Consider the following 25,455-nt stretch of genomic DNA (forward strand, 5'->3'; position numbering starts at 1 on the left):
TCTTGAATTGATGGGGATGGGGGCAGGACGCGCGGGGCGTCCTGCGTGGCCTATCAGCGTTCGCCGGGGATGAGCTTCACCACGGTGTCGATGGCCATGGCACCGATATCGGTCCAGTGCTTCGTGCCTTCGCCCTGATCCACTGCGAAGCGCACCTTCTGCAGGCCCTGGATCACACCGATCATCAGCTCGCGCTTGTCCTTGTGGTCGAAGGTTTCTTCGTTCCAGAAGAACGGCATGCCCGACAGGCCGGAGGCCGCGAAGGCTTGCATCAGCGACTGACCACCCAGCAGGACGGCACGGTCCACCGCGTGCGTGGTACCGAACGAGGCGGGCACCACGCAGGTGTTTTCGTTCTCGGTCGTGTAGTTCGCGGCGTAGCGGATGGTGTTGCCCGCGTAGAAGCGGATCGGCTTGGGCTGCTTGAGCAGCAGGATGCCGTTCCACAGTGCAGCCTCGCCCAGGAACAAGGGGTGACGCTTCGCGTTCGCAGCGCGGTTCAGGGCCGCCACCTGGAACTTGCGGAAAGCGTCATCCTGCGCGAAGGCGTGGTACTGCGCTGGGGACAGAATCAGCGCGCGCAGAGGCTCGTCTTCTGCGGCCACGTCGCCGGGGATCTTCACGGCGGGAGGTGGCAGCGGCAGCGACTCGATCAGCGTGCGGATCGCGTCCACCACGGTCATGTTCAGGTCATCCGTGGTAGCCAGCGCGACTTCACCAGCGCTCACGGAGAAAGCCTTCACACCGTTGGTACCGTCAGCCAGGTAGTGACGGTTCTTGGTGGGGGCCTTCACCGGGTTCACCAGCATTTCCGCGAAGTCGGGATCGTCTTCGGTGGGCAGGCGCCACTCGATGTTGTCGTGGAAGCCACGAGCACCACCAATGTGGGTCAGGATCGACTGGTCGAGGTACGCATTGGCATGCGACTGGCCGACCGGGCGGGCCAAGCGGGTGAAGTCCACGGCCGAACGGATGTTCGTCATGGTGTCGCCCAGCTTCACAGGGATACGAGCCTGGTCCACGCGGATGCGGGCCTTCTCGTATGCCAGGCCCTTGCCCTTGCCCTCGACCATGCGCGAGCCCATGGTGGGACGCATCTTGGTCGGCTGGACGAAGTGGAATTCCACCTCGTCACCAGTGCCGCGCGACAAGTCCATGCACTTCACGATGGGGAAATCGGAGCTGGACTGCTTGCGGATCATTTCCGCGACCTTCCCCTCGCCCTTGGGCAGTGGGCCGGACATTTGGCCCAGGCGAGAACCACGGTTCTCTGCGAGGGCAAACATGCCAGCCGACTGGACAAACTGCCCCTTGTCGGAACCGGCCGGTACGTGGCTGTTCATAGTGAACTCCTTCGATGGGATGGGGGCGGCTCATCACGAGCGGCCCGGTTTCAAAACTAAATGGCGTTCAGCACGCGCTCGATCTGCTCGGGCGTCATGTCCTGCATGCGCTCAATGAGCGCGTTGGGGTCTGCACCAGCCGAAGCAATCACTTGCTGGGCCATGTCCTGGTGTTGCTCACCCGATGCCTCCGACAGCGAGTTGGGGACGCGGCGTTGCACCTCCGGTGGCTTGCCCTTGTCCTGAGCGGCTGGCGCTGCGGCCTTGCCGGTCTGCGCCTTGAACGTGTCAAAAACTTCAATCACTTCCGCAGCAGTGCCGCCCGCTTCGGTGTCGAACACGGCAGCCACAGCGCCGCGCTGGAAGCCAGGCAGGCTGGCCTGCCAGGCTTTGAACTCCACCGACTGCACGATCTCGTCCGCATCGGGATGCTTCTCGTAGATCGCGCTGTAGTGGCTGTCCTGGGCTTGCTCGGCCTCACGGTCCTTGACGGGTTTCAACTCGCGGGCGGCTTCCTCGCGCAACTCGGTGCGCAATTCCTCGCGCAGCGCTTCGTGCGTTCGGCCCATCAGGGTGGCGATGCCCTTGGCGATGTCTTCTTCCGAGAAGTTGCCGAACAGGGATGCATCCACACCCTGCCCCATGGCGGTCTTCGCGGCTTCAAGGTTCTGGTCAGCCTGGGTCTGCGCCTTCCCGGCATCCGCGCGGGCTTGTGCGTTGTCCTCGGCCTTCCCCAGGTTCGCCTGCTGCTTGGCGGTCAGCTCTGCCACCTGAGCGCGCAAGGACTCGTTTTCACTTTCGAGCGTCTTGTTGCGCTCGCGGGACTGCTCCAACTTCTCCCAGGGGATCGTGTAGGTGCCAGACTTGCTGGCAATCGGCGCGCCCTTGGGCTCGTCGTCCTCGGTTGCACCAGTGCCGCCCGTGGCCTTGCCCTGGTCAGCCGCGCCGGTCTTGGCAGCATCCGCTGCGCCTTCGGCGTTGTTGTCCTTGGGGTCTTCCTGGGTGTTCGTGGTGGTAGTCGTACCTTCGCCAGCGCCATCGTCATCCAACGATTCGCCGTTGAGGGCCTTTTCGAGAAGTTCGGCAGGTGTGAGTGCCATTTGCTGCGTGCTCCATCCCAGCTATCCGGCTGGGCCTGACTGGGCATGCGTTCGAGGGATGGCCAGGGCCATCGCCCTGGCTTTCCGCTCTCCTGCTGCGGGATTGCTCCGCTTCACAGCGGTGCGGTATCGCCCGGCGCTTCACAGCGGGGGGCTTGCAAACGAGTATTCCCAGGTGTGGCAAAAACCCTCTGCCCTATGCTGGGCGGGCACAAAAAAGCCGCCTCGGCGGGCGGCTTTCTCAGGGGTGGTCGGCGTTATGTGGACGGGCACATGCGCCACAACGGGGTCACGCGGGGGCGCTCGCGCTTGGCCAGGCACATGATGAACGCCTTGGCCGCCACCAGCTTCACGCGCGGCTTGTCCTGGCTGGGGCTGGCCCGCTGCACCTCCGCACTCACGCGGAAGCCATCGGTCACGAAGCCCCAGGCGCGATGGACGGCGGTCACCACATAGTCGCGCGAGGCGACGGCGACCGACGCGAAGGCGCCTGCAGCAGCAGCGCAGGCAATGGCGGCGATGGCAAAGAGGCGAGAAGTACGGGACATGGCTGGAACTCCTGTGATGGTGCCGTGGCTGCGGCGAAACCCTGGCCGTTGCGGGTAGGGCCTCATGGTCAAGCCACGGCGCCAGATCGCTGCACCCTATGCCGGGCAGCGGCCGTCAACCCGAAGCGTGCTCACGTCCACAGTCACGGTCAGATCGCGGTGGTCGCGCTGATGTGTGATGACGCGGCCTGGCTCGATGGTCCCGTTGCGGAAGTCCAGGCGGTTCACCAGCTCCTGCAGCGCGTCGCAAACCACAGGCGAAAGCGCGACACCTTGGCCGCCAGCGCTGGAACCACGCACCGTCACGTCGATGGACAGGCGGAACTCGGGCGAGCTCATTTCCCCACCCCACGAACGGCGCGCGCCGGGCGGGCCTTTGCAGGTACCGTCTTCGTGGCGACTTGCGTATCTGCAAGCACCAGTGCCTGGAGCGGAATGGCAATCTCCTGAACGCCCACCGCGTCCTCGTGCTCGTAGAAACACACCATCAATCCGTCCTCGTTGAGCCCGGCAGCCGCCATGCGCTGCTTCCCACCCACGATAGTCACCTCCTTGCCGACCAGCTCCACGCACCCAATGGCGCGGTGGTCCTTGATGCGTGCCACGAGGCGCAACACGTCCTCCACCTGGCTGCTCAGCGTCTGTATGCGCTGCAGCGACTCCGCATCGTCGCCGTGAATACGGCTTTCGATGCGGCTCATGCGCTCGGAGGCGTCTGCTAGGCGGCTACGCATCGTGTCTGCTTTGCTGGTAGCGTCCTTGTAGCTGCGCACCAGAGCATCGCGCTCGTTGATGGCGCGGCTCATGGCCGCGTTGATGACTTCGTTGACGCGCGCCTCGATGGCGTCGATGTCGGTGGGGATGGGGTTGCCGGACATGAATACTCCTATGTTGGAAAGCTCCATGCTCCGGCTCATCCTCGAAATGCCATCACCCTATGCCGGGTGGTTCACTGCGGCAGGTTGTCGGCCACGGCGGGTGTCTCCATACCCTGCATGCCCTGCTCTGCCTCCTGCGGCACGGGTGGGAATGCCGGGCTGGTGTTCTCGCGCACGGGAGGCGCGCCTTCCGCTTCTGCCTCGGGCGTGGCCGCCGCCCCGCCGCCGCCCTGGATGTACGGGTTCTTGATGTTCATGGCGGCCGTCACGTCCGGTGTCGGGAAATCCGGGTCGTCGCCACCCGTCGTGGGCCGCTGGTAGCCCGCCCCCTTCATGATCTCGTCCGCGATGGGCGCGATCATCGGCATCTGGGCCACCTGCGCTCCTGCTTGCATAGCAGAGAAAGCAGCCTGCACTCCAGTTTGCACCGCCTGCGCCATCAGTTGCTTGATGCGCGCATCGCTCTCGGACTCCTTGATGGTCAGCTCGCGCTCCTTGAGGTCGTACATCAGCTCTTGCTTGACCTGGTTGCGGATGGCCTCGGGGTCTGCTTGGCCCTGGGCCTTGCGAATGGCCTCCACCACCTCCTTCTTGCGGGGCAAGTCCATCAGGTCGATCATGAAGGGCATCACCACCTGCTGGATCTCCGGTGGCGCGGCCTTGACCGCCTCGGACAGCGCGTTGAGCTGCTGGGCGCGGAAGCTGCTGGAGCTGGGCACATCCTCCAGGGCCACCTTGAGGCGCGTGCGCTGCACATCGTTGCTCAGCAGCACGATGTTCGTGATGGGGTCCACCTCGGGCTTGTTCAACACCACCGTGCGGGGCGCGTTGAGCACATCGCCCTCGATCACAACAACGGTTTCCTCCTTGCCCATGTCCTCGATGATGAGGGCCATCAGCTGCTCGCCTACCATGGCGCGGGCATCTTTGAAGTTGTCCATCAGGTCGGCCAGCGATACCTGGGACTGCTCCACCTGCGTTTGCTCCTGCACGCCGCTGGTGGCCGTGCCCTGCTGGCCCTGGAAGGATGGGGTGACACCCGACACGCCAGCAGCAGCCGCGCGCGAGTCCTGCATCAGCTGGAACTGCTGGGCGTTGAGCTGGAAGTCGCGCTTGCGCTCGAACTTGCCGCCAGCCTCCATGGCTTCCGGGTCCAGAACGAAATCGGCATCCACGCGGGACGCCATCTGCCGGAATTGCGCGTCCGACATGATTACAGCGCCCTTGGTGCGGATCGTCTCCACCGCCGACATGCCCCAGCGCAGCTTGGAGATCGTGCTGTTCAGGTTGTCCTGCGGGAAAAGCATGTCGCGCACCAGGCCGAACGGGATGCCGGTCATGTCTTCCTGGGCGGCAATCACACGCACGTAGGGGAAGTGGGGGTGTGGATATGGGCTCGGGCCGTCGAATAGGCAGTGCGGGCCCATCCAATAGCTGCGGCGCACCACGGGTACCAGTTCCTCCACCAGCTTGCCACGCCCCAGCGCAAGGGCCGCGCGGTGCAGCTCGTTCGCCTCGTCATACTTGACCGCACGCCCGTCCGTCATCTTGAGCATCACGGTCGTCACCCAACGGCGGTACCACAGCTCCGTGATGCAGACGGTCTTGTTTTCCTCGTTGTAGTAGGCGTCCTCCACCGTCGTCCAGGCGCGGTGTGCCTCGGCTGCCGCGTGCAGGCCGGTGGACTGGCCGCCCTCCAGCTCTTGGATGCCGAACTCGGAAATCCACTTGTCCGCGCCGTTCATGATGACGATGGCGTGGTCGGGGAACATGCGCGCGGCGCGGGTGCGGCTGATCCAGCGGCGGCGGTACAGCCAGCGCGCGTCGGACAGGTCGGGCTCGATGGCCTTCATGTCCCACCAGATTTCGTTGCGGTGGATGTAGCGGCACTTGTAGGGGTACTCCAGCGAGTTGCTGGAGCGCGAAACCTCCACCCAGCCGATGCCCACGGCACACGCGGGCTTGAATGCCGCCGACAGCGCGCGGTCTGCCTTGCTGTGCCGCTCTGCCTGGTTCAGCTTGAAGTTGGCCGCGTCAGCCACGTCCTGGCCGCCTGGGTCGCCGTCCGGGGTAACGCGCCAGTCAGTGCGCGTCTTGGCCTCAAAGCCACACACGGCACGGATGGCCGGACCGATGATGTTCTCCTTGGCGGGCGGGATGCCCATTTCCTTCATGCGGCGCAGCAGATCGGTGCTGAGCTGGTTGCCGTCCGCGTAGTCGGCCTCCATGTCGGCCTGGGCGCGCCATGGTGGCTGCGCCAGGCTCTCGCGCACGATGGATGCGAACTCGTCCCGCGTGATGGGCTCGTCGCGCCCGTCCGTCAGTTCTTCGGTGGCTCGTGGGGTGGTGGTGGTCTGCATGGTGGTGCTTTCACGTCCGCCAGTCGGGGGGCGGCGGCATTTCAAACTTGTCATCGGTGCCGTAGGCGTCGTCCGATGGCTGGTACAGGCCCGATTCCTTGGCCTGGGCCCACTGGCGCAGGGCGTCGGCGCCCTCGGTGCACTTGTTGCTCTTGTCCGGCTCGTCCAGGAACTTGGCCATGGCCTGGCTGTATTTCTTGCGGTACCCACGCAGGCGCTCCATGCCGAAGGCGCAGGCATCACGGTCAAACCAGGCCCCGCGCATGTGCTTGCGCAGGGTCTGCACGCCGGTCATGAGCTGGGTCACGCGCGGCACGATCACGAACTTGTGGCCGGGCATCAGGGCTGACAGCAGCTGCTTGGTGCTGCGGTTCGTGTCGCCCAGGCGCTTGTGGTCCGCGTCGTGGGGGAGGAAGTGCTTGCCGAAGACGTAGCCCAGGCCCTGGAGGTGGCGCACGTAGTGCTTGAGGTCTTCGTCGTGTTCTTCGTAGTAGTTGATGAAGCGGTCTTCGCCGCGCAGCTGCTGGGCAAACCAGATGGCGCAGCCGTCGCTGTTGCCGATGTCCCAGAACGTGTAGACGGGCAGATCCAACACCGGCACGCTGGTGATGCCACCGCGCTTGGTCAGCTCGGTGATGGCTTTGGTGAGGTAGTGGCCCTCGGTGGACTGCTGGAAGGCCTCGCGCGGGGTGGATGGGTACTCCTGCCACATGCGCTCTTCCCGCCCCGGGAAGTCGGCAGCCTGGGTCGCCGCGTACCAAGCCCGCTGTTCCATGTCCAGCGTGGTACCGGCCTCCACCTCGATGTCATCGAAGTATTTATGCAGGGCATCCGGCACCACCACAGCGCTCGCGTCCATGCGGTAGCTGGGCTCCTGCCACCACGCATAGAAGTGGAAGCGGTAGTCCCGCTGCGTGAGCTTCTGGTGAGCGTGGTGCAGCGCCTCGGCCCGCGTGCACAGCTCGTAGAACTCCCCATTCGCCCCTTCGGCGGTGGACTCGATCACCAGAATGCCGGATAGCGGCACCGCAGGGATAGAGCCGGTCATCACCTCCTTGGCCTTGTGCGGGAACTTGGCGCAAATCTTCCCGAACTCGGACACGTGCAGCCGATGGATCGTGCCACCGCGCACGGAGGTGGCCACTCGCATGCTGCTGTTGTTGTGCGCGAAACGGATCTCTTTCGTGCTCGCGCGTGCAAGGGGGAAGCGCTCGCGGATTTCCTCGGGCAGGTGGTCGTAGGCAAAGATCACCTTGTCCCGGAAGATGGATTCGGCCGTCTCACGGTCCTGGGCAATCATCCCGCAGCGCTGGTTGCCATTGAACAGGGCGTGATCCAGCCACAGGATGGCAATCAGGGTCGTGAAGCCCAGTTGGCGAGCCTTCAAGATGATGTTGCGATGCCACAGGCGCTTGATGAACCGCCGCTGCGCCCGATTGGGAATGAACGGCTTCACGAACGACTCTTCGTCGTTCTCGCCCTTCACGATGATTTGGTACAGGGCGCCGCTGAACAGACGCCACTCTGGATCAGCAAGGCAGCGCGCCAGCTCTTCCTCATCCTTGGGCATGCGCACAGCGGGCTGCACGCGCACGCGCTTGAGGTCGCGCGGCTGGTGAGGCCACAGCTTGGTGTCCAGGCCAGACGACTCGTCGCCTGGGCCAGCAACCCATTCGTTGTCGTCTTCCTCAATCTGCGCCTCGGGAGCCTTTGCCATGTCAGCTCCCGTCGTCGGGTTCGTCCGGCTGCATGGGCAGGCTGGATGCCGGGCGCTCTGGGTCGTCGGCCACAGGCTTGAACCCGTTTCCACTGCCCGCAGCAATGCGATGCAGCAGCGAGGCCAGCGGGTCGGTCTTCTGCTGGTTGTCCTTCTCGTAGAGGCCCAGGTGCTTGAACACCTTCTCCAGCGCGGCCGACTTGTCCTGCATCTTCACTTCGATGCCGAACTGGGTCTGCTTCGCACCTGCATAGAGCGCGGCGCCCTTTGCGCTCAGGTTGCGGGTGTCCTTGAGCACCACGCGCGCATGTCCGTCGCCGCCGCACTCGGGGCACTCGGCGTGTGGGGCGCGCAAGGGGTTGAAGCCGATTCCGCCTTGCTCATCGAACTCGGCGGGGTTGTTGCCCTTCTCCACCCACTTCTCGCGGTCGCGGTTCATTTCGCCCACGGTGCGCTGCCACTTGTGGCCCTCGCCATAGCAGCAGCGGCAGCAGCCGGTTTTCAGCTCCACCAGCTCGCGGGTGTCGGCAGTGGCGATGTTCCACGCCTCACGCAGCGCTCCATCGGCGGTGATCTGCGTGCGCTCCTGCTGCTGTAGGCGGGCGGCGTTCAGTGCGCGCTGGATACTAAGTTTTGCTAAGAGCTGGGAGCCCTGCTCGTTGGCCGTGTGTGCGCTGTACCCGGCCCGAATTGCCGCCTGGGTGGCGTTCATGTCCACCATGTACTCATCGACAAAGCGCTGCTGCTTGTCGGTCAGTACGGAGTCGGTGGGTTCGGTGATGGGTGCCGGTTCTGCCTGGGGTGCGGATTGGGCTTTGACCTTGGCAGGCTTGGTGCGCGCTGCAGGCGCCTTCTTGGCCGGTGCTGCCTTACGGGCAGGCGTGACAGAGCCTGCGGCCTTCTTGGGGGCTGCAGGCTTGGTGGTGGTGGTCTTCTTGCTGGGGGGTGCGGGCTTCTTGCCCGCCGGGGGTTTGGCCATGCCCGGGAGTCTTCCGGGGCATGGGGGATTGGCCTAACCCTATGCTGGGTGGTGCGGGAGTGTGCGGCTGTACCCGCAGCCTGTGCACTTCATGACGGGGACCATGCGCCCGGGGCCGCTGGGGCGCAGTGTTGTCCCACGGCCTGCCGGGTCGGTCAGGTGATCAGGATGGGATGCGGGTGCCGTGGTGGACTCCATGGCGTGGCCAGGAGCCATGGGGCTGGAGCACTTGGGGCAACATTTGGCGATGCACCGGGCTTCGTCGGCATCTTCTGGGTGGTCCGGTCGCGCGCCCGTGTAGAGCGCCAGCATCGCGCCCTGCTCGGGTTGAGCGCGCGCGGCAATCAGGTTTGCCAGCTCCACCAGCTGCCCGGCTGTGAGGCTCTGCGCGTTCTCGATGCCCATGCGCTCCAGCATGTCGCGGGCCTGTTGCTCGGCTGAAATGGTCATGGGCGCAATCCTACCCGGCGGCGCTGCTGCGGGCGGTACCGGCGAATAGCTCGGCGTGGCGCTGCACAAAGCGGCGCAGGAACTCCAAGCCCCGCCCCGTCACGCGCGCCACGCGGCTGAGCTGGCGCCCGCGCGTTTTCGTGTCGAAGTGATGCAGCGATTCCTTGAAGTAGCCCTGGGCCACGTAGCGCGCGGCCGGGGCGTTGTCGGGCAGGATCACGCCCTTCTCGCGTAGCACCTTCTCCAGCTTGCGCACAGGCACGCCGATGGTCTTGGCCGCGTCGCGCACCAGCACCGTGCCATCAGCGTTCAGCATGGCGTCTGCATAGACCACCTTCGGGCGGGCGGCTTCCAGGGCGGCCTTCTGCATTTCGATCTGCTCCTGCTGCTCGGCTGCCAGGCGCAGGGCCTGGGCGAAGCTCTGCGGCACGGCACCTCGCTCCAGTTTGTCTTGCACTTTCCGGCGCACCCCCTTGGATTCGCGCATCGCCACATACATGCACTGGCGCAGCGTCAGGCGGTAAGCCTCGGAGGTGGTGCCGTTGCCATTGGGCACTACGAAAGTTTCGTAGTGCTCGCCTTCCAGCTCGTCGCGCACCCGGGCGTGGAAGTCGTTGCGGCGGACCTCGCTCTCTCCGAACTGGGCGCGGGCTGCGTTGATGATGGTCAGCAATTCAATGCTGGTCATGGTCCGGTTGGCATCCACCGTCGTCATCAGCGTGTTCATCCCTTGCTCCCTTTACGAAATTCGGCGTCCTCCGGGCCGGAGACACCCAACAGATCCATCTGGCGCGCGTCCAGCTTGCTGCGCAGCAGATCGCGCAAGGTTTTCAGCTCGCGGCCCTGAGACTCCACCTTGGCGGCCAGCTCCGTGGCCAGGAACAGGTGAGCGCGGCTGCTTTCGATTACCCGGGCGTCCTCCGCAAAGCCGCCCAGGAGGCGGGCGGCGCGGCGCGCTTCGCTTGGCGTATAGGTATCAACGCTATCTCCCACTTCCAGCTTGACCAAGCCGTTGGGCAGGATGCCGCAGTAGATCGGGCGCGGCGGCGGGAACGTCTCCACCAGCTCGTACACACCGCGCAGCACGCGCTTGAGCTTGCCGTCGTCCACCAGGGCGCGCAGGCGGTCATCGACCACTGACATCTTCAAGCCGGTCAGCTCGGCCACCGTCTCGCGCGTGGCTATTTGGTCCACTTCGCGCAGGTCGCGTACTGCATCGAAGATGCGCTGCGTGCTGGTGATGGCCTTGGGGGCCTCGGGGGCGGCTTGCTCTGCAGCTGCAAAAGGTTGCTGGGTGGTTTCGGTCATGCTTCCTCGTCTTCGTTGAACTGCGGGATTCCTGCGGGCCACAGGCCAAGGTCGTTGATCTGGCGGCGCGTCTTGGCTGCCATGGCGCGGCCCAGGGCCACATGCGCCTGGCGGCCGCCGGGCACCAGGCGGTATTGGTCGAAAGCAACGTGGCATCCCTCGATGCCAGGGCGGGTGCAGCACAGAGGCATGGCGCGGCGGTCGTCCAGCCGCTGGCTCTTACCTTTGCCTTCGTTCTCGTGGGCGTGCTGGCTGTAGCCTTCGATGTGGCAGTGCGCGCACGGCAGGCTGGCCACGGCGCGGCGGAACTTCTCGCTGCGCAGGGGCGCGGCCTTGGGCACGGGGGCGGCAGTGCAGCAGCCACACACGACAGCGGCACGAGGCACTACAGAATTCATAGCTGCCTGCGCCCGCCGCATAAGCGCTTGCTCTCGGTTTTCCTCTGTTTTTTTGGCGCGTGGCCGCGCTTGGAAAGCGGTGCGCTTGAGGGGGGTGCGGCGGGTCAGCATGCGCGGCCTCGCTTCTGCAGCCCTGCTGCAGGCCATCCCATTTCGCAACGCAGCACGTTGAGCGTCAGCACGGGGATTTCCGGGAACAGATCCAGGTCGGAAAGGCGCTTGCGGGCTTCTTCGATCTGCTCCACGCCATCGTGTCCAAAGGCGAACAGGTAAAACTGTCGCGGGGAAACGAGCATTGCTCGGATGGGCGTATCTTTTGGATGTGCTCGCTTCACCGCGTGGCTCCTTCCTGACGGCGGTTGTTCGCGTTCTCGCTGCGCCACACCTCCACGCGCAGCTGGGCGGCGGTCAGGCGCCAGCGCAACGTTTCTTCCACGCGCACAGCCTCGCGCAGGCCCTCCAAGAGGGCGATGTAGTCAGGGTGGCTGTAGGCGTACTGCTCGCGCGCGGTCACGGCCTTGTCGGTGCATTCGTTCATGAGCAGCGCCTTCTTGCTCTTGCGGAAGTGCTCCAGGTGCACGCGGTCGGCCTTGGCCTGGGCGTATTTGCGCGAGTGCTCGATGAGGTAGTCAACGGCCTTGTTGGGGTCGGTCAGGTGCTCAGCCACGGCGTGCTCCATCGCGATAGATTGACGGCGAAACCCCAAGCGCGCGGTCAACAGACCAGCCCATCTTCAGTCGCTTATGCACTGTTCCAACACGCAGACCAAGCTTGCGACACCACTGGGCCATGGTGTGCGTCTCCCCCCGCCATTCGAGGAAAACGTTGGCCCGAGTGTTGTTCGCCTGTTCAAGCTTGGTTGCCCACCGGCAGTTGTTGGGCTCGTAGTCCCCGTTGTTGTTGGTGCGGTCGATGGACATTCCATCTGGCGCTGCTCCCATATCAGCCAGGAAATGGTCAAAGACCATCCAGCGATCACAGACGGAAATGCCGCGCCCTCCGTACCACTGGAACGCATCGTTCTTTGGGTTCGTGCACCGTGCCACCATCGCGCGCCACACCCGATAGGTGTGGGTGTCTTTCCCGCCGACAGTCTCACCATGGCGATACAGGCGTTCCACATTCGCATTGGCAACACGCTCCTTGCGAAGGCACCCACACGACAGCGCAACACCCGAGCGCAGTGAGGCACTCGCACGAACCGTCGATGCCCCGCAGTCACATGCGCACAACCAGCGCGCGTTCCCATTCGGACTCTTCCCATCACGCGCCATCACCAGCAGGCGACCGAACCGCTGACCCGCGATATCCAGGTGCTTAGACTTCATTTGGGCGCACCTCCACCTTCACCATCCCGCCAACTGCCCCAGCTCGGGCGATGCTCAAGCTCCAGTTCTTGTCGTCCACGCCCAGCACATCAGCGAGGCCGTCCAAACCCGACTTCATGCGTGCCAGAGCGTTGTCCAAGTCGAAAGCGCGACGTGTTGGAGGGTAGAACGTCAGGGACACATGCAGCTTTTCGACCTGCAGGCGCCGTACGCCCTGCTCAGTTGCAGTCCAAGCACAGGCTGCGCGATACGCCTTCTTCGCTTTGGCCAACTTGCTCCAGTGGATGCGAGCGTTCGGGCTCAACTCCTTTGGCGGCCACGGCAAAATGATCTGCACCACGTTCATGCGCGGCCCCCAGAGATCAGGGCAGAAAACAGCCCGCCGTCTGCTCGCACCGCGATGGATTGACCACGGCGGTACTTGCTCAGCACCGAAGTGCTCACCCCCAGTTCGTCGGCCAGCGCAACCCCGGTTTTCTTGCTCGTCTGCACGTAGAGGATCTGCTCCGGGGTCAGGAGAGCCCGCTGGCGGCCAATCGCCCGGTTTGCCAGAATGCGGGTGGTTTGCCCCTTGAGCTTGCCGGTAGCCTGCAGCCAGGCGCCATAGGCCACCACGCTGGTGCACTTGATGTGCGCCGGGTTGCAGCAGGCCAGCTCATCGCAGGTGCCGAACACGCGAAAGCCATCCGGCACGGCCTTCTTGTTGGCGCAATGCCATACCGCGCGCATCCCGCACTGAGTGCGCAAGCCGCCGTCTGCACGGGTGTAGTCGGGCGCGTAAATGTTGGGGCGGCCGTCGTGGCGCAATGCCCCACGCCAAAGCCAGTGGCCATCGTCGGTGATGACGCAGCGGCCCTTGATCTCTTCAAGCGTTCTCACTGCGCACCGTCCTTCTCGCGGGCGAAGCGCAGCTTGCCCAGGACGTTGCGCTCCAGCTTTCCGTGGCGAATCAGCGCTTGCACATGGGCATCGGCTGCGTTGTCAGAGGTCCACCCGAAGTGCTCGCGGATGCATTTGATGGTTGGCAACTGATCGTTTTCCGCGAAGAAATCGCGCGCGTAGGCCAGCACGTCAAGATTGCGGGCGGTGGGCTCAGTGGCTGCGGACCGCAGACCTGGTGCCTTCGCCCGGCCGCGCAACGGCGGCTGGGAGCGCAGCGAAGCCGCAATGGCGTTCGCCTCCTGCATGAAGTTGCTCACTGCCATGCCGTCCGCCCTTCCAGGCCAAGGGCCTGGCGTGCACAAAGCAGGCTGTACGGCCGGATCTTCTCCCCGGCTTCGCTGCGGCTGACCAGCGCGCGCGCCCAGCCCTTCTCGTCGGCCTTCGGCGCCAACGCCTGCTTGAGTTCCAGCTGTTTGGCCATCTGCGCAGACACCACAGCCTCCGTGGCCTTCGGCGCGGGCAGCGCCTTGAAAACCGGCGGGGGGCACAGGTTGGCGATCTTCTTGAGCTGGCCCACGTTCGCCGGGCAGCGCTCGGGCAGGTGGCGCAGGGCGTAACGCAGCGGCTCCAGGTTGTTGGCGTAGCCGTCCAGTTCCTCGGCCCAGTCGGCTTTGACAAACGCCATGTCCACACCGTCCCACTGGCGCAGCCAGTCGTGCCCATAGCGCACGGCCAGCTTCTCGAAAATGGCGTCGATGACGACCATGAAATCAGGGTTTGTCATGCTGCAGCTCCTTCAATGCGCGGCGCGGCATCGCGCGCCTGAACGTCGATGACCGCCCCACCCGCGATGAAGCGCTGTGCAGCCTCAAAGCCGCTCTCGGCCGCCGGGGTCTTGCGGGCAACGCCCGGGGCAACTTCCTCCATGCGCTGGCGTGCAGCGCGCTGGGCATAGGTTTCGGTGGGGGTTTCAGGATCGGGAGCGCGGCTGGCACTGGCGCCTCGGCCGCGCTGCTCCATGTGGCGGCGAATCCAGTTGCGCCAGACGGCCTCCCAGTCCAGCTTGCGGGCGTCCTTGCCTGCCTTGGCGTGCCAGTAGTCGGCAAAGGTGGCAGCCTGCGCGCGCACCTCGGCATCGGTCAGGACGGTGAACTCCTGCAGAGCCCAGTCGCCCCATTTCTTCGGGAGCTTCCAGTCCTCTGGCAGGCGCTTGCCGTTGCGGCTCTTGCCCTCGGGTGCAGTGGGCTCTGCGGGCGAAGCCGAAGGCGCCGCTTCCGAGTTTTGAGCACCAACAGAAGGTGGAGTAGTTAACAGATCTTCTTTATCTGTATCTCCTTCTTTATCTATATCTGTACGCGTGACTTCGTGACCAGTCACGCGTGACGCATCCGTGACCGTCACGCGTGACTCTGCTGTGACGCCGGTTTGATCGGTGGCGTTTGCGTCCTCGCCATGGGCTGCAACACGCGCTTCACCGTTGGCCTTCTTCAAAGCCTCGGCGGCATCGCGTTCACGCTGGCGCTGGCGTTGCTTGCGCTCGGTTGCGGTGGGGTCTGCATCGCTGCGTTGCTGCAGGGTTTCCCACTTGATGGGCTGCAGGGTGGCCTGCTCGATCAGGCCCACCTCGGCCAGACGCCGCGCAACCTCTTCCAGGCTGCGCAGATCCAGGCCCATCTTCACAGCGGCCTTGCGCATCATCAGCGGGTCGTTGGCATCGAGCACGCCCTGCCCCTTGAGGCACAGGATGGCGATGAAGTGCCAGCGGTCTTCAAACGCCAGCAGGCGCAATTTCTCGTCGTCCACCATCTTGGTGTACGCACGGAACCACGGGAGTGTCTGTGTCATGGGTCGGCCTACCCCCGCACCACGGCGCGGCGTCCGCCCTGGCGGCTGACTGCCAGCTCGCGCCCATGCTGGGCGGCCTGCAGTGCGCGCGCCGCGTGGTGTTCCGGTGTGTCAGCCGGGGCTGAGTGGGTGTTGGTGTGCCCCACGCGGCGGAAGCCAGGTGGTTGGTTCAAGGGCTTTGCGCGGTTCCAGAGGGTCATCAGCGCATCCCCGATTCGGGGCCCCCAAAAGACCCTATGAGCTTGGTCAGCGCTTCGGTACGCTGCACGGCATGGTTCAGTTTCTCAATCACCATCTGGTCGTAGCTCTTGCCGTGGACAAGGGCATAGACGCAATTGCGCAGCTCGTTCGATGCGTCGGTGTTCTGCAGGGAGCACTGGCGCAGAAACAGCGCATGGGTGTGCTCGTCCACCTTCGTTTTGATGGAGTGCTCCAGCTTGCCCAGGGGGCCAGCAATGCCACGGCTGAATGCCGGGCCCTGGTCGTCATCGGAATCGAGGTGTTCCTCCACGTCCGCGAGAACACGGGTCACGCCATCGGGGGGGAGCTGGGCCAGGAGAGCGCGGATCTGGTCCGCGATGGCCTGCTCTTTTCGGGTCAGCGGGGCGGCCATCTATGCGGCCTCCTTGACTGGGTGGGCGGCCTTGCAGGCGCCAAGCGCTGCGTCACCGTAAACATGGTCAAAGGTGATGTGCAGGCCCTTGGTAGCGCAAAACTCAATGAGCTTGCGCGCCATTTCGGGCGGGAGGGTCTGGCCCCGCTCGTAGTGGCCAATGTTTCCTTGTGTGCAACCGATGCCATCTGCCATCGCTTGCTGTGTGATCCCGAGACGGTCTCGGATGGGCTTGAGGTTGTGCATACGGCGATAGTAGCGCCGCTAGGATTCAACGTCAATATCGCCGCTATTTTGAAGGCATAGCAGTGGCGCTAATAATTCACCATGGCTGAAAACAAGCGCTCAAAGATCACGGACGAGCACCGCGCGGAAGCTGCAAGGCTCAAGGCGCTTTGGGATGACGGCCGCCCTCACAAGACGCAGGCTGAGTTCGGGGAGCACTACGGCCTGGGCAATCAAGCCAATGTTGGGCACTATCTCAATGGCCGAAGCGCCCTCAATGCAAAAGCAGCAGCAGCCTTCGCCGCAGAACTTCAGTGCAAAGTCTCCGACTTCAGCCCGCGCGTAGCGGGTGAGCTGGCAATGCTCGGTGGATCAGCGCCAGCTGTCCCTGCGCCAGCCCCACACGAAGCCCCGTCCGAAACGCAGGGCGCCCCCGCAGATCTGGTCATCACCGAATTCGACACGGGTGGTGGCATGGATACCACTGGACGCCTGTTGCTGGATGATCAGCCGGGCATCATCAAGAGCTGGCGCGTGTCTCACGACTGGCTTCGCCTGAATGTGCCGTCCCACACTGGCATCAGGAATCTCTGCATCGTCACGGGCTTCGGCCCATCTATGCGGCCGATGTTCAATCCTGGTGACCCGTTGCTGGTGGACACCGGCGTGAAGACCGTGACGCACGAGGGGGTTTACTTCTTCCGGGTTGGGGATGAGGGCTACATCAAGATGATCCAGCGGGTGCCTGACCCTCACGGGGATGGAGTGATGCTCAACATCATTTCCAAGAACCCAGACTATCCACCCTACCCCATGTCGCCAAAGAACCCGCACTTTGAAGTGCTTGGCAAGGTGCTGACGGTTTGGCGCAGCGAGCAATACTGATCTAGCCGGAGAATTGAATGGCCTTGTTCGGAGAATCAAAGGTTATCAGCCTCGCGCGTGCACTGCTGATTGAAAGAGTGCGCAGCGATCCGACTGCGCGAGCAGGTGGTTTCACCACTGACATGGCCAAAAAGCTTGATGCCAACCAGATAGCTGGAACTGTCGAGGCGACTGTCGCCACAATCATGGAAACATTTGCCGGACTGACGCTGAAAGGCGCATCACCGGAGGACGCTCTGCGCCGAATAGAAGCGCATCGAAGATCGATAGGCAGCAGCAATGATTTCTACCCAGATGCGGGGACAGCGGACTACATCCGTTACCGCTTTGAGGTGGAGTATCAAGGGGCACAACTGCCACCTGGGCACTTGGACTTTTGCATTCACGCTGCTAACCACTTCTTCACCTACGTTGATGGCAAAGGTGACCTAAACCACGCGATATTGTTTGCACAGCACGAACGAGACAGGGATCGTTTGGAATATCTACTGGACCACCTAGTGGTGGCATTCAGGGATGATGATATTGAGAGCTATGAGTACCTCCAGCAGCAGGCGCAAGCTTGGGCGGAATTCAGATCCGAGCAGAGCCAAAAGCGTGCAGCAATGCAACTGAGGGCAGAGTTGCGCCGGATGTAGCCGATAGTGGGTGCCACAAAAGACCAAATCATGACCACCACACTCCGCCTTCAATACACCGACGTTCGCACCCGCCTGGTGGACGGCAAGCCGTTGATCGGCTTGAGGCACAGAGCCAAGGCGGCAGGGGACATGCCGGTGACAACTGCGTGGATCGAGATGCCACCAGAAACCGCCAGGCGGCTCATCCAGACACTGGAAGAAACGCTGGCTGAGCTGGGACCGAAGCAATCCGAATGAGTTTAGACCACCGCTTCCTAAGCTGGTGGAGGTGAAGGAATGCCGGAAGAACCGGCGAAAGGAGAACCAGTGAGCCAGAACGTACAAATCCAGTGCATCAACAAAACGAACCGGTTGAGCGCCCATGATCGCATCAGCCATGTGGGTGGTGTAAACCAAAACGGCACGCGGTGGAAACTTCCACTCGACCATGCTATAGCTGGCGCTGAGCGCGGAGAATGGAAGTTCTATGTGAGCGTCAATGGGCACTCGGTTTGGGTAGTGGTCGCGCTAAGCGCCTCTGGCAACAAGTATTTGAAAACGCAAAACGATGGTGAGCAGCCGAACAACCTGCTCAGCCTTCCCGAGTGTCCGTAGGACAACGCTCGATAGAGCCAATGCCCATGACCTTCACTTTGTGAGGGTTCGGCCGGTACACGGAGTTGGCCCCGTGGCATGAGTACCCGCCGCCTACGGCTTGGGCCTGCGCCACGATCCACAACCAGCGCTGCAGTTCTTCTAAGTCGCTGGCAACGATGGAGAATCGCCCGTCGTAAGTGACATGCCACTGACCAGTGGCTGCATCTTCTGCAACTTCCACGTTCGGTACTGCATAGCCGTCAATCGTCACGGCATGACCCGGCGCGCGAGCAGGTAGCACTTCCAGCATCCACTGTCCTTCCAACCGCCCACTGAGGCGGTTTTTTGTTGCCCGCCCGGATTGGGCGTGGCGCTGAGTGTAGTGAAATTCAAAAATAATCCTAGCGCCCCTATTGACCGCACAAACTAGCGCCGCTACTATTCAACCCATCGCAGCACACAAGCAGCGGTCAGGTGGGTGGATCGGCGCACACCGGTAGCTCTTGCAGCCAGGCACGGCTGGGTAAACGCAGGGCCTCCGCAGGCGGTAGCGGGCTAGAAAAGATCGTCGGTGTAAAGGCTAGTAGCGCTCTGCCCCTGGATGGGATCAGGCAACGCGAACGAGATAGGGCGAAGGAAGGAAACGACCGGCTGCCACTGCACTGCGAAGTCCAAACCCTGGGGCTGAGTACGGGGGTGAGGCGGGATCTGTACCGCCAAGAACAGAAATGCAAAGCAGGTTTCAACGCTTACCCGGAGCGGTCAATCCGGGATGCCCTCGCAAGAGGGCCATCATTCAAGCGGCGGTGTAGGAAATCGGCACCACGCCAGCCAAGCCGGAAATAGGAGGGCAACAGCCTTCACCCTGGGCCCGTCGAGTCGGGAACGGCATCGCTGTATCGCCGGGGTTGCGTCCGGCCCGCTTCAATGATGGTCAGCGCAGGCGCCCGTTGCCTTGGAGTGGCGCGGGCCGAAAGTACGGCAGTGAACAGGCAGCGTACCTGCCTCGGGTTTGTATCCCTGCGGGCCTGTGTACGGCCATCAACACCTACGGGCAAAAGCCAGCTCACGAACTCTGGAACGGTGCGTGATCCCCCAAGGCGAGTAGCCCACCCTCTTCTTTTTCAACCGCGCCGGGGAGTCTCCTCCCTCCCTCCTTTGTGTTCCCCCGGCAGGCCTCGCAAGGGCAGCGGTTTTTTCTTCCCCCAGCCCGTGAGGGCTTTTCTTTGGAGCCTGCAATGACAAAAATCACCGGTGATGCCGTCGCGCTGGTCAGCAAATACACGCGCTTCGACCCAGCCAATCCGGAGAAGACCGCTGCCGATGAGTTCAGCATCGTGAGCAAAGACAACCTGACCAAGGAAGGTGCACTGCGCGCTCATTGGGCAAAAGATGGCTACATCCTGGTCGGCATGGCCCGCATTGAGATCGAGCTGCTGCCGCAGAAGGAAATCACCACGAAGGCTGTGGCCACGCTGCGCCAGCAGAAGGAGCAGGTTCTTGCCACCGCACAGGCAGAAGCCACCCGCATTGAAGGCCAGATACAGAGCCTGCTGGCGATTGAGCACGTCGCAGAAGCCTGACATGGCCCGCAAATTCCGCTGGACGCGCGCCCTCTACCGCCGCGCGCACCGCGAGGCCCGCATCTATGACGGCCACGGATTCATGTACCACAGAGAGCCTGCGCTGGTCCGGCGCTACCGAGAGCTGTGGGACAAGCACCCGCAGCACGACGACCCGCTGATGCTGCCGCGCTGGCGGCGCTACCCGCTGGATGACGAGCCATTCTGAATTCCAACAGCCCGCACCACGCGGGCTTTTTCCCGCCCAGGAGGCGCAAATGCAAAACGTCAACACAACTGTGCAGCAGCTGCTGTGCATCCCTGGCGCACCGCCGCCGATCTCCCACGAGGAATTTGAAGCCCTGCGGGTCCGGGCAGACCTGGAGCACCTGCAGCACCGCGAGGCCAGCCGCGTGCACCGCGCGCTGGTCGATCAGGTCCAGCACAACGCGCACATGGGGGTTTGGTGATGAGCGCAGTTCTCTCGCCCTGCGGCTTGTACCGCTATCGCCTGGATCGTCAGCTCACCATGGGCGATGGTCAGGTTTACGCATTCTTCGGCGTGAATCCGAGCACCGCCGATGCCAGCCTTGACGATGCCACGGTGCGCAAGTGGACAGGCTTCTGCAAGCGCTGGGGCGCATCGCGCTACATCGTGGGCAACGTGTTTGCCTACCGCGCCACCGACGTGAAGACGCTGGCCAAGGTGGATGACCCGCACGGCCCCGACATCGGCGACCACATCACGGACATCATTTCGGAAGCCGACATCCTTGTGCCGTGCTGGGGCAACACATCGAAGGTGCCGCCCGGGCTGCAGGACTTCTTCGACGTTCTGGCGGACGCGCTGCTGTCGTCTGGCAAGCCTGTGCGCTGCTTCGGTTTCACGAAGTCTGGCGACCCGTTGCATCCGCTGATGCTGGGCTACGACACACCGCTGGTGCCATTTGCGGAAGGCGGTGCCGCATGACCATGCTTCGCCACCTCGTAGACGCACCCGTGGCCCTGGCCGTATCCATCGCAGCCCAGGCCCAAACCCGCGAGCTGAACGCCCTGCGCACCGAGCGCGACACGCTGCTCAACGCACTGCGCCAGATCGCCACCACCGAGGCCTGCAGCAACTCAGACCCCGACGTGATGGGCGAGGCCCTGGACAACGCCGTGGCAGTTGCCCAGGGGGCGCTGCGGGCGTGCCAGCACCACAAGACACGACCAGTTGCGCCAGAGGCTGCGGCCATTGGGGCGGGGCTGGACCCGGACGCACTTGAACAAGGGGACCCATCATGTATTTGAGCGATGACCAAATGGCCGCAGTGGTTGGAACGACAGCTTCTTCGTTCGTGCCTGTCGTACTGCCTACAGGCCGTCAAAACCTTCCCGAATGGGTGCGCGGCGCCCATGTGGATTGGATGAACGGCTGCGCCAACGCACCCACCCTCACCGTCAAGGTGCGCGGCAACGTGCGCCAGTGGGACGGCATGGTGTGGTCGAAGGTGAACGACAAGTGCTACATGGCCCGACATGCCGACGGCCGCGCAGAGGTGCTGTATCACGACGGTGGCGTTTTCCGCGCCATGGCATGGCGCATATTTGCTGGCGACGAGCCTGTGACGTACCGCTGGACGGTTGCGGAGCCAATGCACGGCGAGACCATGGAGCAAGCGGCCACTCGCGAGGCCCAGAAGCACCTGGACCTTGTGAAGTCGCACGGCGGAAAAACGATGCAGAGCTACCGCAACAAACGTGTGAAGCTGGAAGACTGCCGCGCCGAGTTCAAAACACTGGACGTGACCTCGCAGCAGAGCGGATTCGGTGGCGACGGTTATCTGCTCACGATGGATGACGGGTCCGAGCGCATGCTGCGCGGCCCATGGCACGGTGGCGCTCCCGATGGCTTCGTGGAAATCACGGTTGTCGATGTCGAACAGGACCGCTCAGCTTGGCTGAAGCGGAGGCCGTGGCATCGCCGTGGCGGCACAGGCACCTACGTCACAGAAGACTTGTTCTTGCGCATCGTGGCAGCGCACCAGCCTCACGCCGGAGTTGCCCGCGTGGGCCACAAGTACGGCTCGCGGCTGGAACCCTTCAACCTTGACTGGGACATGCCAAAGGCGCTTGCCTATTCCCTGGAGCACCAGCGTGCGCAACGCGGGGAGCCAGCTGGCAAGCACTGGCGTCTGTACTGGGACGGCTCGGAGCGGTACTGCGGCTCTCTGCGCATCCCCGCCCACGGGTTCTTGCCCGAGGTAACAGACCTTCCAAAAGGAGCAACCCCATGAACTACGCCATCACCCTGATCGCGGTAGTAGCAGCCCTTGGACTGGGCGCGGTGGCAGCGCACGAAGACGAAGCGCTGCAGGGCGACGATCTGCAGCAGGCCCAGCACTCGCGGGACTTCGCCGCCCGCAAGGTTTGCCAAGGGCAGGCCTTCGAGTGGGCCGACGACAAGACGCTGGTTTGCTTCAAGGAGCAGCCATGAAAGCCGCCATCGCATTCGCCGCTTGGCTCCTGACCACCTCTGCTGCCCTGGCCCTCTACATGGCCTGGGTGCATCAACCCTTCATTTGAGGTTCACATGAACGAAACAGACACTGCCGACGTGCTGACACTGGAACCCCACCAGCCCAAGCGCCACCCGCTGGCCACCGCCGAACCCGCACCCCTGCAGGTGGCCGACACCTCGCCCGCCGCCATCATGATGAACGCGCTGGAACGGGGCGCGGATCTGAGCCAGATCGAGCGAATGATGAATCTGCAGCAGCAGTGGCTGCGCCAGGAAGCGGAGAAGGCCTACAACCTAGCCCTGGCCGACTTCAAGGCCGAGAACATCAAGATCGCCAAGAACAAGCTGGTGGATTTTGAAACCCGCACGGGCCGCACCACCTACATGCACGCCGAGCTGGCGCAGGTGGTGGACGCCGTTGGCCCCGCACTGTCGCGCCATGGGTTCGGCTGGTCGTGGAAGCCCGAGCAGTCCAACGGCCTGATTCGCGTGTCTTGCATCCTGCGCCATCGACTGGGCCACCAGGAATCGGTCACGCTCGAAGCGCGGGCCGACGAGTCGGGGGGCAAGAACGCGATACAGGCCATCGTGTCCACCACCACCTACCTGTCGCGCCACACGCTCAAGCTCATCACCGGAACCGCCGAGAGTGATGACGACGACGACGGGGCTGCGTATGGTCACATGGGCGCTCAGACCATGCTGGAGCAGTGGACGCAGAAGGTCAAGGCCACCAAGACGCGCGCGGTGCTCACGGAGGTGATGCGCGAGGCCAAGGAAGCGTTCAAGGTTGCGAATGACTTCACGGGCTATCAGTCCCTGATGCACGTCATCACCCAGCACGGCAACAGCCTGCCAGCTGACCCGCCAACGCAACCAGCCCAGCCCGCCCATGCGTGAAGTCCTGTTCCGGTGCTCCAGCCTTGGGCACCTGATGACAGAGCCGCGCACCAAGGCCGAAGGCGATCTTTCCGTGGGCGCGCGCTCCTTCCTGCGCCAACTCGCCAAGCAGGAGATTTACAGCGTGGACTTCGAGGTTTCCGGCAAGGAAATCGAAAAGGGCCTGACTGTGGAGAACGAATCCATCGCCCTGCTGAACAAGGTGCGCGGCATGAACCTGGTGAAGAACACCGAGCGCCGCACCAATGAGTGGCTGACCGGCGAGTGCGACCTGTTCAACGCCCCCCTGCGCCGTGGGCACGACCTCAAATCGTCCTGGTCACTCAAGACCTTCCCGGCCTGGCCCGTGGACTGTTGCGACCCGATCTACGAGTGGCAGATGCGCGGCTACATGATGCTCTGGGACGCGGACGAGTGGGAAGTGAACTACGCCATGGTGAACACCCCCCACGAGCTGATCCGCAACGAGCCCATGGACCAGCACCTGGTGGATCACATCCCGCCCCACCACCGCCTGACCACCTGGGTCATCGAACGCGACTTCCAGAAGGAATCGCTGATTCGCCACCGCTGTGAGGCCGCCCGTTGGTACTACGGGCAGCTGATCCGCGAATTCGACGCCGAGCACCGCATGGACGTGATTGACGTGCAGGCCAAGGTAGTCCCCCCGCCCCAACAAATTGCAAGCAAGCCAGCCTCGCGCGTGCTGCTCCCCACCCTTTTCTGAGGAGATTTCATGACTGAAACTGAAACCACCACCGCCGTGGCACAACAAAAGGCCGCCGACATCGCCACTAAGCCCATGTCCATCAAGGACACCGTGCTGGCCCAGTTCAAAGACACAGAGGCCGGGCTGAAAGCCATGGCCGAGAAGTACCGCGATGTCGTCTACAACGTGGTCGAGTCCAAGGGCATGGCAGACGCCAAGGCCGCCCGCGCCGATCTGCGCGACAACGGCCGGCGCATGCTGACGCGCACCGAGGCCTCCGTGAAAGCGGACGTGAACGAACTCAAGAAGGTGATGGGCGACGAGGTGGAGCGCCTGGTGGCCATCGTGAAGCCGGTCGAAGATGCCATTGACGCCCAGATCAAGGCAGAGGAAACCCGCAAGGCCGAGGAAAAGGCCAAGCGGGACAAGGAGGAAGCGGACCGCGTGGCCGCCCACCGCGACAACATCGACCAGCTCAAGGCCTACGTGGACAAGGCCGAGGGCCAGCCGGTGGAGGTCATCGAGAAGGCCATTGCGGTGCTGGGCGATATTACCTTCGGCCCCGAGTGGGAGGAATTCGCCCAGGAAGCCGAGGCCGCGTGCCTGGCCACCGTACAGCGCCTGCTGGCCATGGTGGAAAGCGAGAAGACCCGCATCGAAAACGCGCGCCTGCAGCGAGAACTGGAGGAAGCCCGCGCCGCACTGGCCGCCAAGGCACCCGCGCAAGCCCCTGCTCCGGTGGAGCCACCCGCTGCAGCACCGGCGGCGGACTCCAAGGCGTTCGAGGTGGATCCATGGGATGGGCCCACCGCAGATCAGATAGTGCAGCCTGCGGCCGAGCCCGTTGACCCACTCGCACCGGCCCGCCAGCGCGTGAGCAGCTGGACCGCAGCGCGCTCCGCGCCTGCTCCAGCGCCAGCCGTGGAAGCAGCGCCCCCCACCCTCAAGCTGGGGATGATCGCCGAGCGCCTGGGGTTCAGCCTGACCGCCGACTTCCTCAAGACCTTGGGCTTTGAACCTGCAGCCACCGAGCGCGCGGGCAAGCTGTTCCACGAAGCCAGCTGGCCACTCATCAAGGCTGCGCTGATCCGCCACATCCAGGGCCTGCCAGAGCAAGCAGCCGAATAGGCCCCACCACCGAACCAACCACCGGCCCGCCCTCTGCAGGCCATTTTTTTGCCCACTCCAAGGAGAAACCCATGTCCGCAAACACCCCCCGTCCTCCCATCGGCGCCATCATCGCCGCCCTCGTGCTTGCCGAGGTGCTGAACGCAAAGCGCGCAACCAGCGCCGACCGAAGCGACCTTCCCCCGAGCCTGAAAGAACTGCTGTCGGCCAAGTGCGATGACTCCACCTGCGAAGCCTGCCACCCGGCCACGGCGAGCAAGCCGCAGGACAACACGATGGCACAGGCGATGGAAAAGGCGAAAGAAGAAGCCGAGCCAGTCCACGTCAGCGACTACATCGAGATCCCGCCCGACGTTGCTGAGCTGGTGGGCATGACGAAGCCAGGGTTTGACCCCAGCAGCCTGGAAGGCCACACCCGCCTGCTGGCCGCCGCCTTCATCATCAACGTGCGCAAGCTGGGCGAGCAGCCGGTGAACACCTTCCCCAAGGCCGCCGCCACCATCACCGGCATCCGCTACGCGGAGAACACCGTGCTCTCCGCGCTGCACACCTTCGCATCCCTGGCGGGCAAGTGAGC

At 63.7% G+C, this 25,455-nt stretch carries 38 protein-coding genes; 15 read left to right on the forward strand and 23 right to left on the reverse strand.

The window, feature by feature from the left end; translation table 11 throughout:
* Window positions 1-53 precede the first annotated feature (53 nt).
* From AvAM_RS15880 to AvAM_RS15985, 23 genes are all read right to left on the reverse strand, one after another.
* The gene (locus tag AvAM_RS15880; RefSeq protein ID WP_137747944.1) at window positions 54-1,343 is read right to left on the reverse strand and encodes a DUF4043 family protein; all 1,290 of its coding nucleotides are present in this window, start codon (window positions 1,341-1,343) and stop codon (window positions 54-56) included.
* A 56-nt stretch (window positions 1,344-1,399) separates the two neighbouring features.
* Window positions 1,400-2,443, reverse strand: a complete 1,044-nt coding sequence (locus AvAM_RS15885) for a hypothetical protein (protein WP_137747945.1) — start codon at window positions 2,441-2,443, stop codon at window positions 1,400-1,402.
* A 257-nt stretch (window positions 2,444-2,700) separates the two neighbouring features.
* A complete protein-coding gene (locus tag AvAM_RS15890) occupies window positions 2,701-2,991 on the reverse strand; it encodes a hypothetical protein (RefSeq protein WP_137747946.1) in 291 nt (96 codons plus the stop codon).
* Window positions 2,992-3,087: 96 nt separating this feature from the next.
* A complete protein-coding gene (locus tag AvAM_RS15895; protein WP_137747947.1) occupies window positions 3,088-3,330 on the reverse strand; it encodes a hypothetical protein in 243 nt (80 codons plus the stop codon).
* The gene (locus AvAM_RS15900) at window positions 3,327-3,896 is read right to left on the reverse strand and encodes a hypothetical protein (protein ID WP_137747948.1); all 570 of its coding nucleotides are present in this window, start codon (window positions 3,894-3,896) and stop codon (window positions 3,327-3,329) included. Before AvAM_RS15900 ends, AvAM_RS15895 begins: the two co-directional genes overlap by 4 nt.
* A gap of 44 nt (window positions 3,897-3,940) precedes the next feature.
* The gene (locus AvAM_RS15905; protein ID WP_137747949.1) at window positions 3,941-6,229 is read right to left on the reverse strand and encodes a hypothetical protein; all 2,289 of its coding nucleotides are present in this window, start codon (window positions 6,227-6,229) and stop codon (window positions 3,941-3,943) included.
* 10 nt (window positions 6,230-6,239) lie between these two features.
* Window positions 6,240-7,946, reverse strand: coding sequence for a terminase (locus AvAM_RS15910; RefSeq protein WP_137747950.1), 1,707 nt, complete (start codon window positions 7,944-7,946; stop codon window positions 6,240-6,242).
* Window position 7,947: 1 nt separating this feature from the next.
* Window positions 7,948-8,925, reverse strand: coding sequence for a terminase small subunit (locus AvAM_RS15915; protein ID WP_137747951.1), 978 nt, complete (start codon window positions 8,923-8,925; stop codon window positions 7,948-7,950).
* A 39-nt stretch (window positions 8,926-8,964) separates the two neighbouring features.
* On the reverse strand, window positions 8,965-9,375 hold the full coding sequence (locus tag AvAM_RS15920) for a hypothetical protein (RefSeq protein ID WP_137747952.1): 411 nt from the start codon (window positions 9,373-9,375) through the stop codon (window positions 8,965-8,967).
* Between the two features lie 10 nt (window positions 9,376-9,385).
* On the reverse strand, window positions 9,386-10,102 hold the full coding sequence (locus tag AvAM_RS15925; RefSeq protein ID WP_137747953.1) for a phage antirepressor KilAC domain-containing protein: 717 nt from the start codon (window positions 10,100-10,102) through the stop codon (window positions 9,386-9,388).
* Complete coding sequence (locus AvAM_RS15930) at window positions 10,099-10,683, reverse strand: hypothetical protein (protein WP_137747954.1); 585 nt, start codon at window positions 10,681-10,683, stop codon at window positions 10,099-10,101. Before AvAM_RS15930 ends, AvAM_RS15925 begins: the two co-directional genes overlap by 4 nt.
* Window positions 10,680-11,081: a hypothetical protein gene (locus AvAM_RS15935; RefSeq protein ID WP_137747955.1), complete on the reverse strand. Its 402-nt coding sequence runs from the start codon at window positions 11,079-11,081 to the stop codon at window positions 10,680-10,682. The genes AvAM_RS15930 and AvAM_RS15935 overlap by 4 nt, the downstream gene beginning before the upstream one ends.
* A gap of 104 nt (window positions 11,082-11,185) precedes the next feature.
* Window positions 11,186-11,416, reverse strand: coding sequence for a hypothetical protein (locus AvAM_RS15940; protein ID WP_137747956.1), 231 nt, complete (start codon window positions 11,414-11,416; stop codon window positions 11,186-11,188).
* Complete coding sequence (locus AvAM_RS15945) at window positions 11,413-11,748, reverse strand: hypothetical protein (protein ID WP_249368168.1); 336 nt, start codon at window positions 11,746-11,748, stop codon at window positions 11,413-11,415. The genes AvAM_RS15940 and AvAM_RS15945 overlap by 4 nt, the downstream gene beginning before the upstream one ends.
* Window positions 11,741-12,409 (reverse strand): hypothetical protein, encoded by a 669-nt coding sequence (locus AvAM_RS15950; RefSeq protein WP_137747958.1) that lies wholly within the window; start codon window positions 12,407-12,409, stop codon window positions 11,741-11,743. The genes AvAM_RS15945 and AvAM_RS15950 overlap by 8 nt, the downstream gene beginning before the upstream one ends.
* Window positions 12,399-12,755 carry a hypothetical protein gene (locus tag AvAM_RS15955; protein WP_137747959.1) on the reverse strand — a complete coding sequence of 119 codons (357 nt, stop codon included), beginning with the start codon at window positions 12,753-12,755 and terminating at the stop codon, window positions 12,399-12,401. The genes AvAM_RS15950 and AvAM_RS15955 overlap by 11 nt, the downstream gene beginning before the upstream one ends.
* The gene (locus AvAM_RS15960) at window positions 12,752-13,288 is read right to left on the reverse strand and encodes a hypothetical protein (RefSeq protein WP_137747960.1); all 537 of its coding nucleotides are present in this window, start codon (window positions 13,286-13,288) and stop codon (window positions 12,752-12,754) included. The genes AvAM_RS15955 and AvAM_RS15960 overlap by 4 nt, the downstream gene beginning before the upstream one ends.
* Complete coding sequence (locus tag AvAM_RS15965) at window positions 13,285-13,614, reverse strand: hypothetical protein (protein WP_137747961.1); 330 nt, start codon at window positions 13,612-13,614, stop codon at window positions 13,285-13,287. Before AvAM_RS15965 ends, AvAM_RS15960 begins: the two co-directional genes overlap by 4 nt.
* Complete coding sequence (locus tag AvAM_RS15970) at window positions 13,605-14,075, reverse strand: hypothetical protein (protein ID WP_137747962.1); 471 nt, start codon at window positions 14,073-14,075, stop codon at window positions 13,605-13,607. The genes AvAM_RS15965 and AvAM_RS15970 overlap by 10 nt, the downstream gene beginning before the upstream one ends.
* The gene (locus AvAM_RS15975; protein ID WP_137747963.1) at window positions 14,072-15,136 is read right to left on the reverse strand and encodes a hypothetical protein; all 1,065 of its coding nucleotides are present in this window, start codon (window positions 15,134-15,136) and stop codon (window positions 14,072-14,074) included. Before AvAM_RS15975 ends, AvAM_RS15970 begins: the two co-directional genes overlap by 4 nt.
* 8 nt (window positions 15,137-15,144) lie before the next feature.
* A complete protein-coding gene (locus AvAM_RS25715) occupies window positions 15,145-15,309 on the reverse strand; it encodes a hypothetical protein (protein WP_171012261.1) in 165 nt (54 codons plus the stop codon).
* Between the two features lie 26 nt (window positions 15,310-15,335).
* Window positions 15,336-15,749: a hypothetical protein gene (locus tag AvAM_RS15980; RefSeq protein WP_137747964.1), complete on the reverse strand. Its 414-nt coding sequence runs from the start codon at window positions 15,747-15,749 to the stop codon at window positions 15,336-15,338.
* Window positions 15,750-15,995: a helix-turn-helix domain-containing protein gene (locus tag AvAM_RS15985; protein ID WP_137747965.1), complete on the reverse strand. Its 246-nt coding sequence runs from the start codon at window positions 15,993-15,995 to the stop codon at window positions 15,750-15,752.
* Window positions 15,996-16,076: 81 nt separating this feature from the next.
* Between AvAM_RS15985 and AvAM_RS15990 the strand changes: the two genes are divergently transcribed.
* From AvAM_RS15990 to AvAM_RS16060, 15 genes are all read left to right on the forward strand, one after another.
* Window positions 16,077-16,859 (forward strand): S24 family peptidase, encoded by a 783-nt coding sequence (locus AvAM_RS15990; RefSeq protein ID WP_249368170.1) that lies wholly within the window; start codon window positions 16,077-16,079, stop codon window positions 16,857-16,859.
* Window positions 16,860-16,876: 17 nt separating this feature from the next.
* The gene (locus AvAM_RS15995) at window positions 16,877-17,497 is read left to right on the forward strand and encodes a hypothetical protein (protein ID WP_137747966.1); all 621 of its coding nucleotides are present in this window, start codon (window positions 16,877-16,879) and stop codon (window positions 17,495-17,497) included.
* Between the two features lie 30 nt (window positions 17,498-17,527).
* Window positions 17,528-17,737 carry a hypothetical protein gene (locus AvAM_RS16000; RefSeq protein ID WP_137747967.1) on the forward strand — a complete coding sequence of 70 codons (210 nt, stop codon included), beginning with the start codon at window positions 17,528-17,530 and terminating at the stop codon, window positions 17,735-17,737.
* 69 nt (window positions 17,738-17,806) lie between these two features.
* Entirely contained in the window at window positions 17,807-18,094 is a 288-nt protein-coding gene (locus AvAM_RS16005) for a DUF3892 domain-containing protein (protein WP_212742277.1), read from the forward strand.
* Between the two features lie 1,220 nt (window positions 18,095-19,314).
* Window positions 19,315-19,659: a hypothetical protein gene (locus AvAM_RS16010; protein WP_137747969.1), complete on the forward strand. Its 345-nt coding sequence runs from the start codon at window positions 19,315-19,317 to the stop codon at window positions 19,657-19,659.
* A gap of 1 nt (window position 19,660) precedes the next feature.
* Window positions 19,661-19,867: a hypothetical protein gene (locus AvAM_RS16015; protein WP_137747970.1), complete on the forward strand. Its 207-nt coding sequence runs from the start codon at window positions 19,661-19,663 to the stop codon at window positions 19,865-19,867.
* Window positions 19,868-19,916: 49 nt separating this feature from the next.
* Window positions 19,917-20,108: a hypothetical protein gene (locus AvAM_RS16020; RefSeq protein ID WP_137747971.1), complete on the forward strand. Its 192-nt coding sequence runs from the start codon at window positions 19,917-19,919 to the stop codon at window positions 20,106-20,108.
* Complete coding sequence (locus tag AvAM_RS16025) at window positions 20,108-20,608, forward strand: DUF1643 domain-containing protein (RefSeq protein ID WP_137747972.1); 501 nt, start codon at window positions 20,108-20,110, stop codon at window positions 20,606-20,608. Before AvAM_RS16020 ends, AvAM_RS16025 begins: the two co-directional genes overlap by 1 nt.
* A complete protein-coding gene (locus AvAM_RS16030) occupies window positions 20,605-20,931 on the forward strand; it encodes a hypothetical protein (RefSeq protein ID WP_137747973.1) in 327 nt (108 codons plus the stop codon). Before AvAM_RS16025 ends, AvAM_RS16030 begins: the two co-directional genes overlap by 4 nt.
* Complete coding sequence (locus tag AvAM_RS16035; RefSeq protein ID WP_137747974.1) at window positions 20,922-21,917, forward strand: hypothetical protein; 996 nt, start codon at window positions 20,922-20,924, stop codon at window positions 21,915-21,917. The genes AvAM_RS16030 and AvAM_RS16035 overlap by 10 nt, the downstream gene beginning before the upstream one ends.
* Window positions 21,914-22,117 (forward strand): hypothetical protein, encoded by a 204-nt coding sequence (locus tag AvAM_RS16040; RefSeq protein ID WP_137747975.1) that lies wholly within the window; start codon window positions 21,914-21,916, stop codon window positions 22,115-22,117. The genes AvAM_RS16035 and AvAM_RS16040 overlap by 4 nt, the downstream gene beginning before the upstream one ends.
* A 96-nt stretch (window positions 22,118-22,213) precedes the next feature.
* Complete coding sequence (locus tag AvAM_RS16045) at window positions 22,214-23,041, forward strand: ERF family protein (RefSeq protein WP_137747976.1); 828 nt, start codon at window positions 22,214-22,216, stop codon at window positions 23,039-23,041.
* A complete protein-coding gene (locus AvAM_RS16050) occupies window positions 23,034-23,768 on the forward strand; it encodes a hypothetical protein (RefSeq protein ID WP_137747977.1) in 735 nt (244 codons plus the stop codon). The genes AvAM_RS16045 and AvAM_RS16050 overlap by 8 nt, the downstream gene beginning before the upstream one ends.
* A gap of 9 nt (window positions 23,769-23,777) precedes the next feature.
* Window positions 23,778-24,878 carry a hypothetical protein gene (locus AvAM_RS16055; RefSeq protein ID WP_137747978.1) on the forward strand — a complete coding sequence of 367 codons (1,101 nt, stop codon included), beginning with the start codon at window positions 23,778-23,780 and terminating at the stop codon, window positions 24,876-24,878.
* A 71-nt stretch (window positions 24,879-24,949) separates the two neighbouring features.
* A complete protein-coding gene (locus AvAM_RS16060) occupies window positions 24,950-25,453 on the forward strand; it encodes a hypothetical protein (RefSeq protein WP_137747979.1) in 504 nt (167 codons plus the stop codon).
* The last annotated feature ends 2 nt before the right edge of the window (window positions 25,454-25,455 follow it).

This window comes from Acidovorax sp. NB1, from assembly GCF_005405905.1.
Taxonomy (GTDB): Bacteria; Pseudomonadota; Gammaproteobacteria; order Burkholderiales; family Burkholderiaceae_C; genus Acidovorax.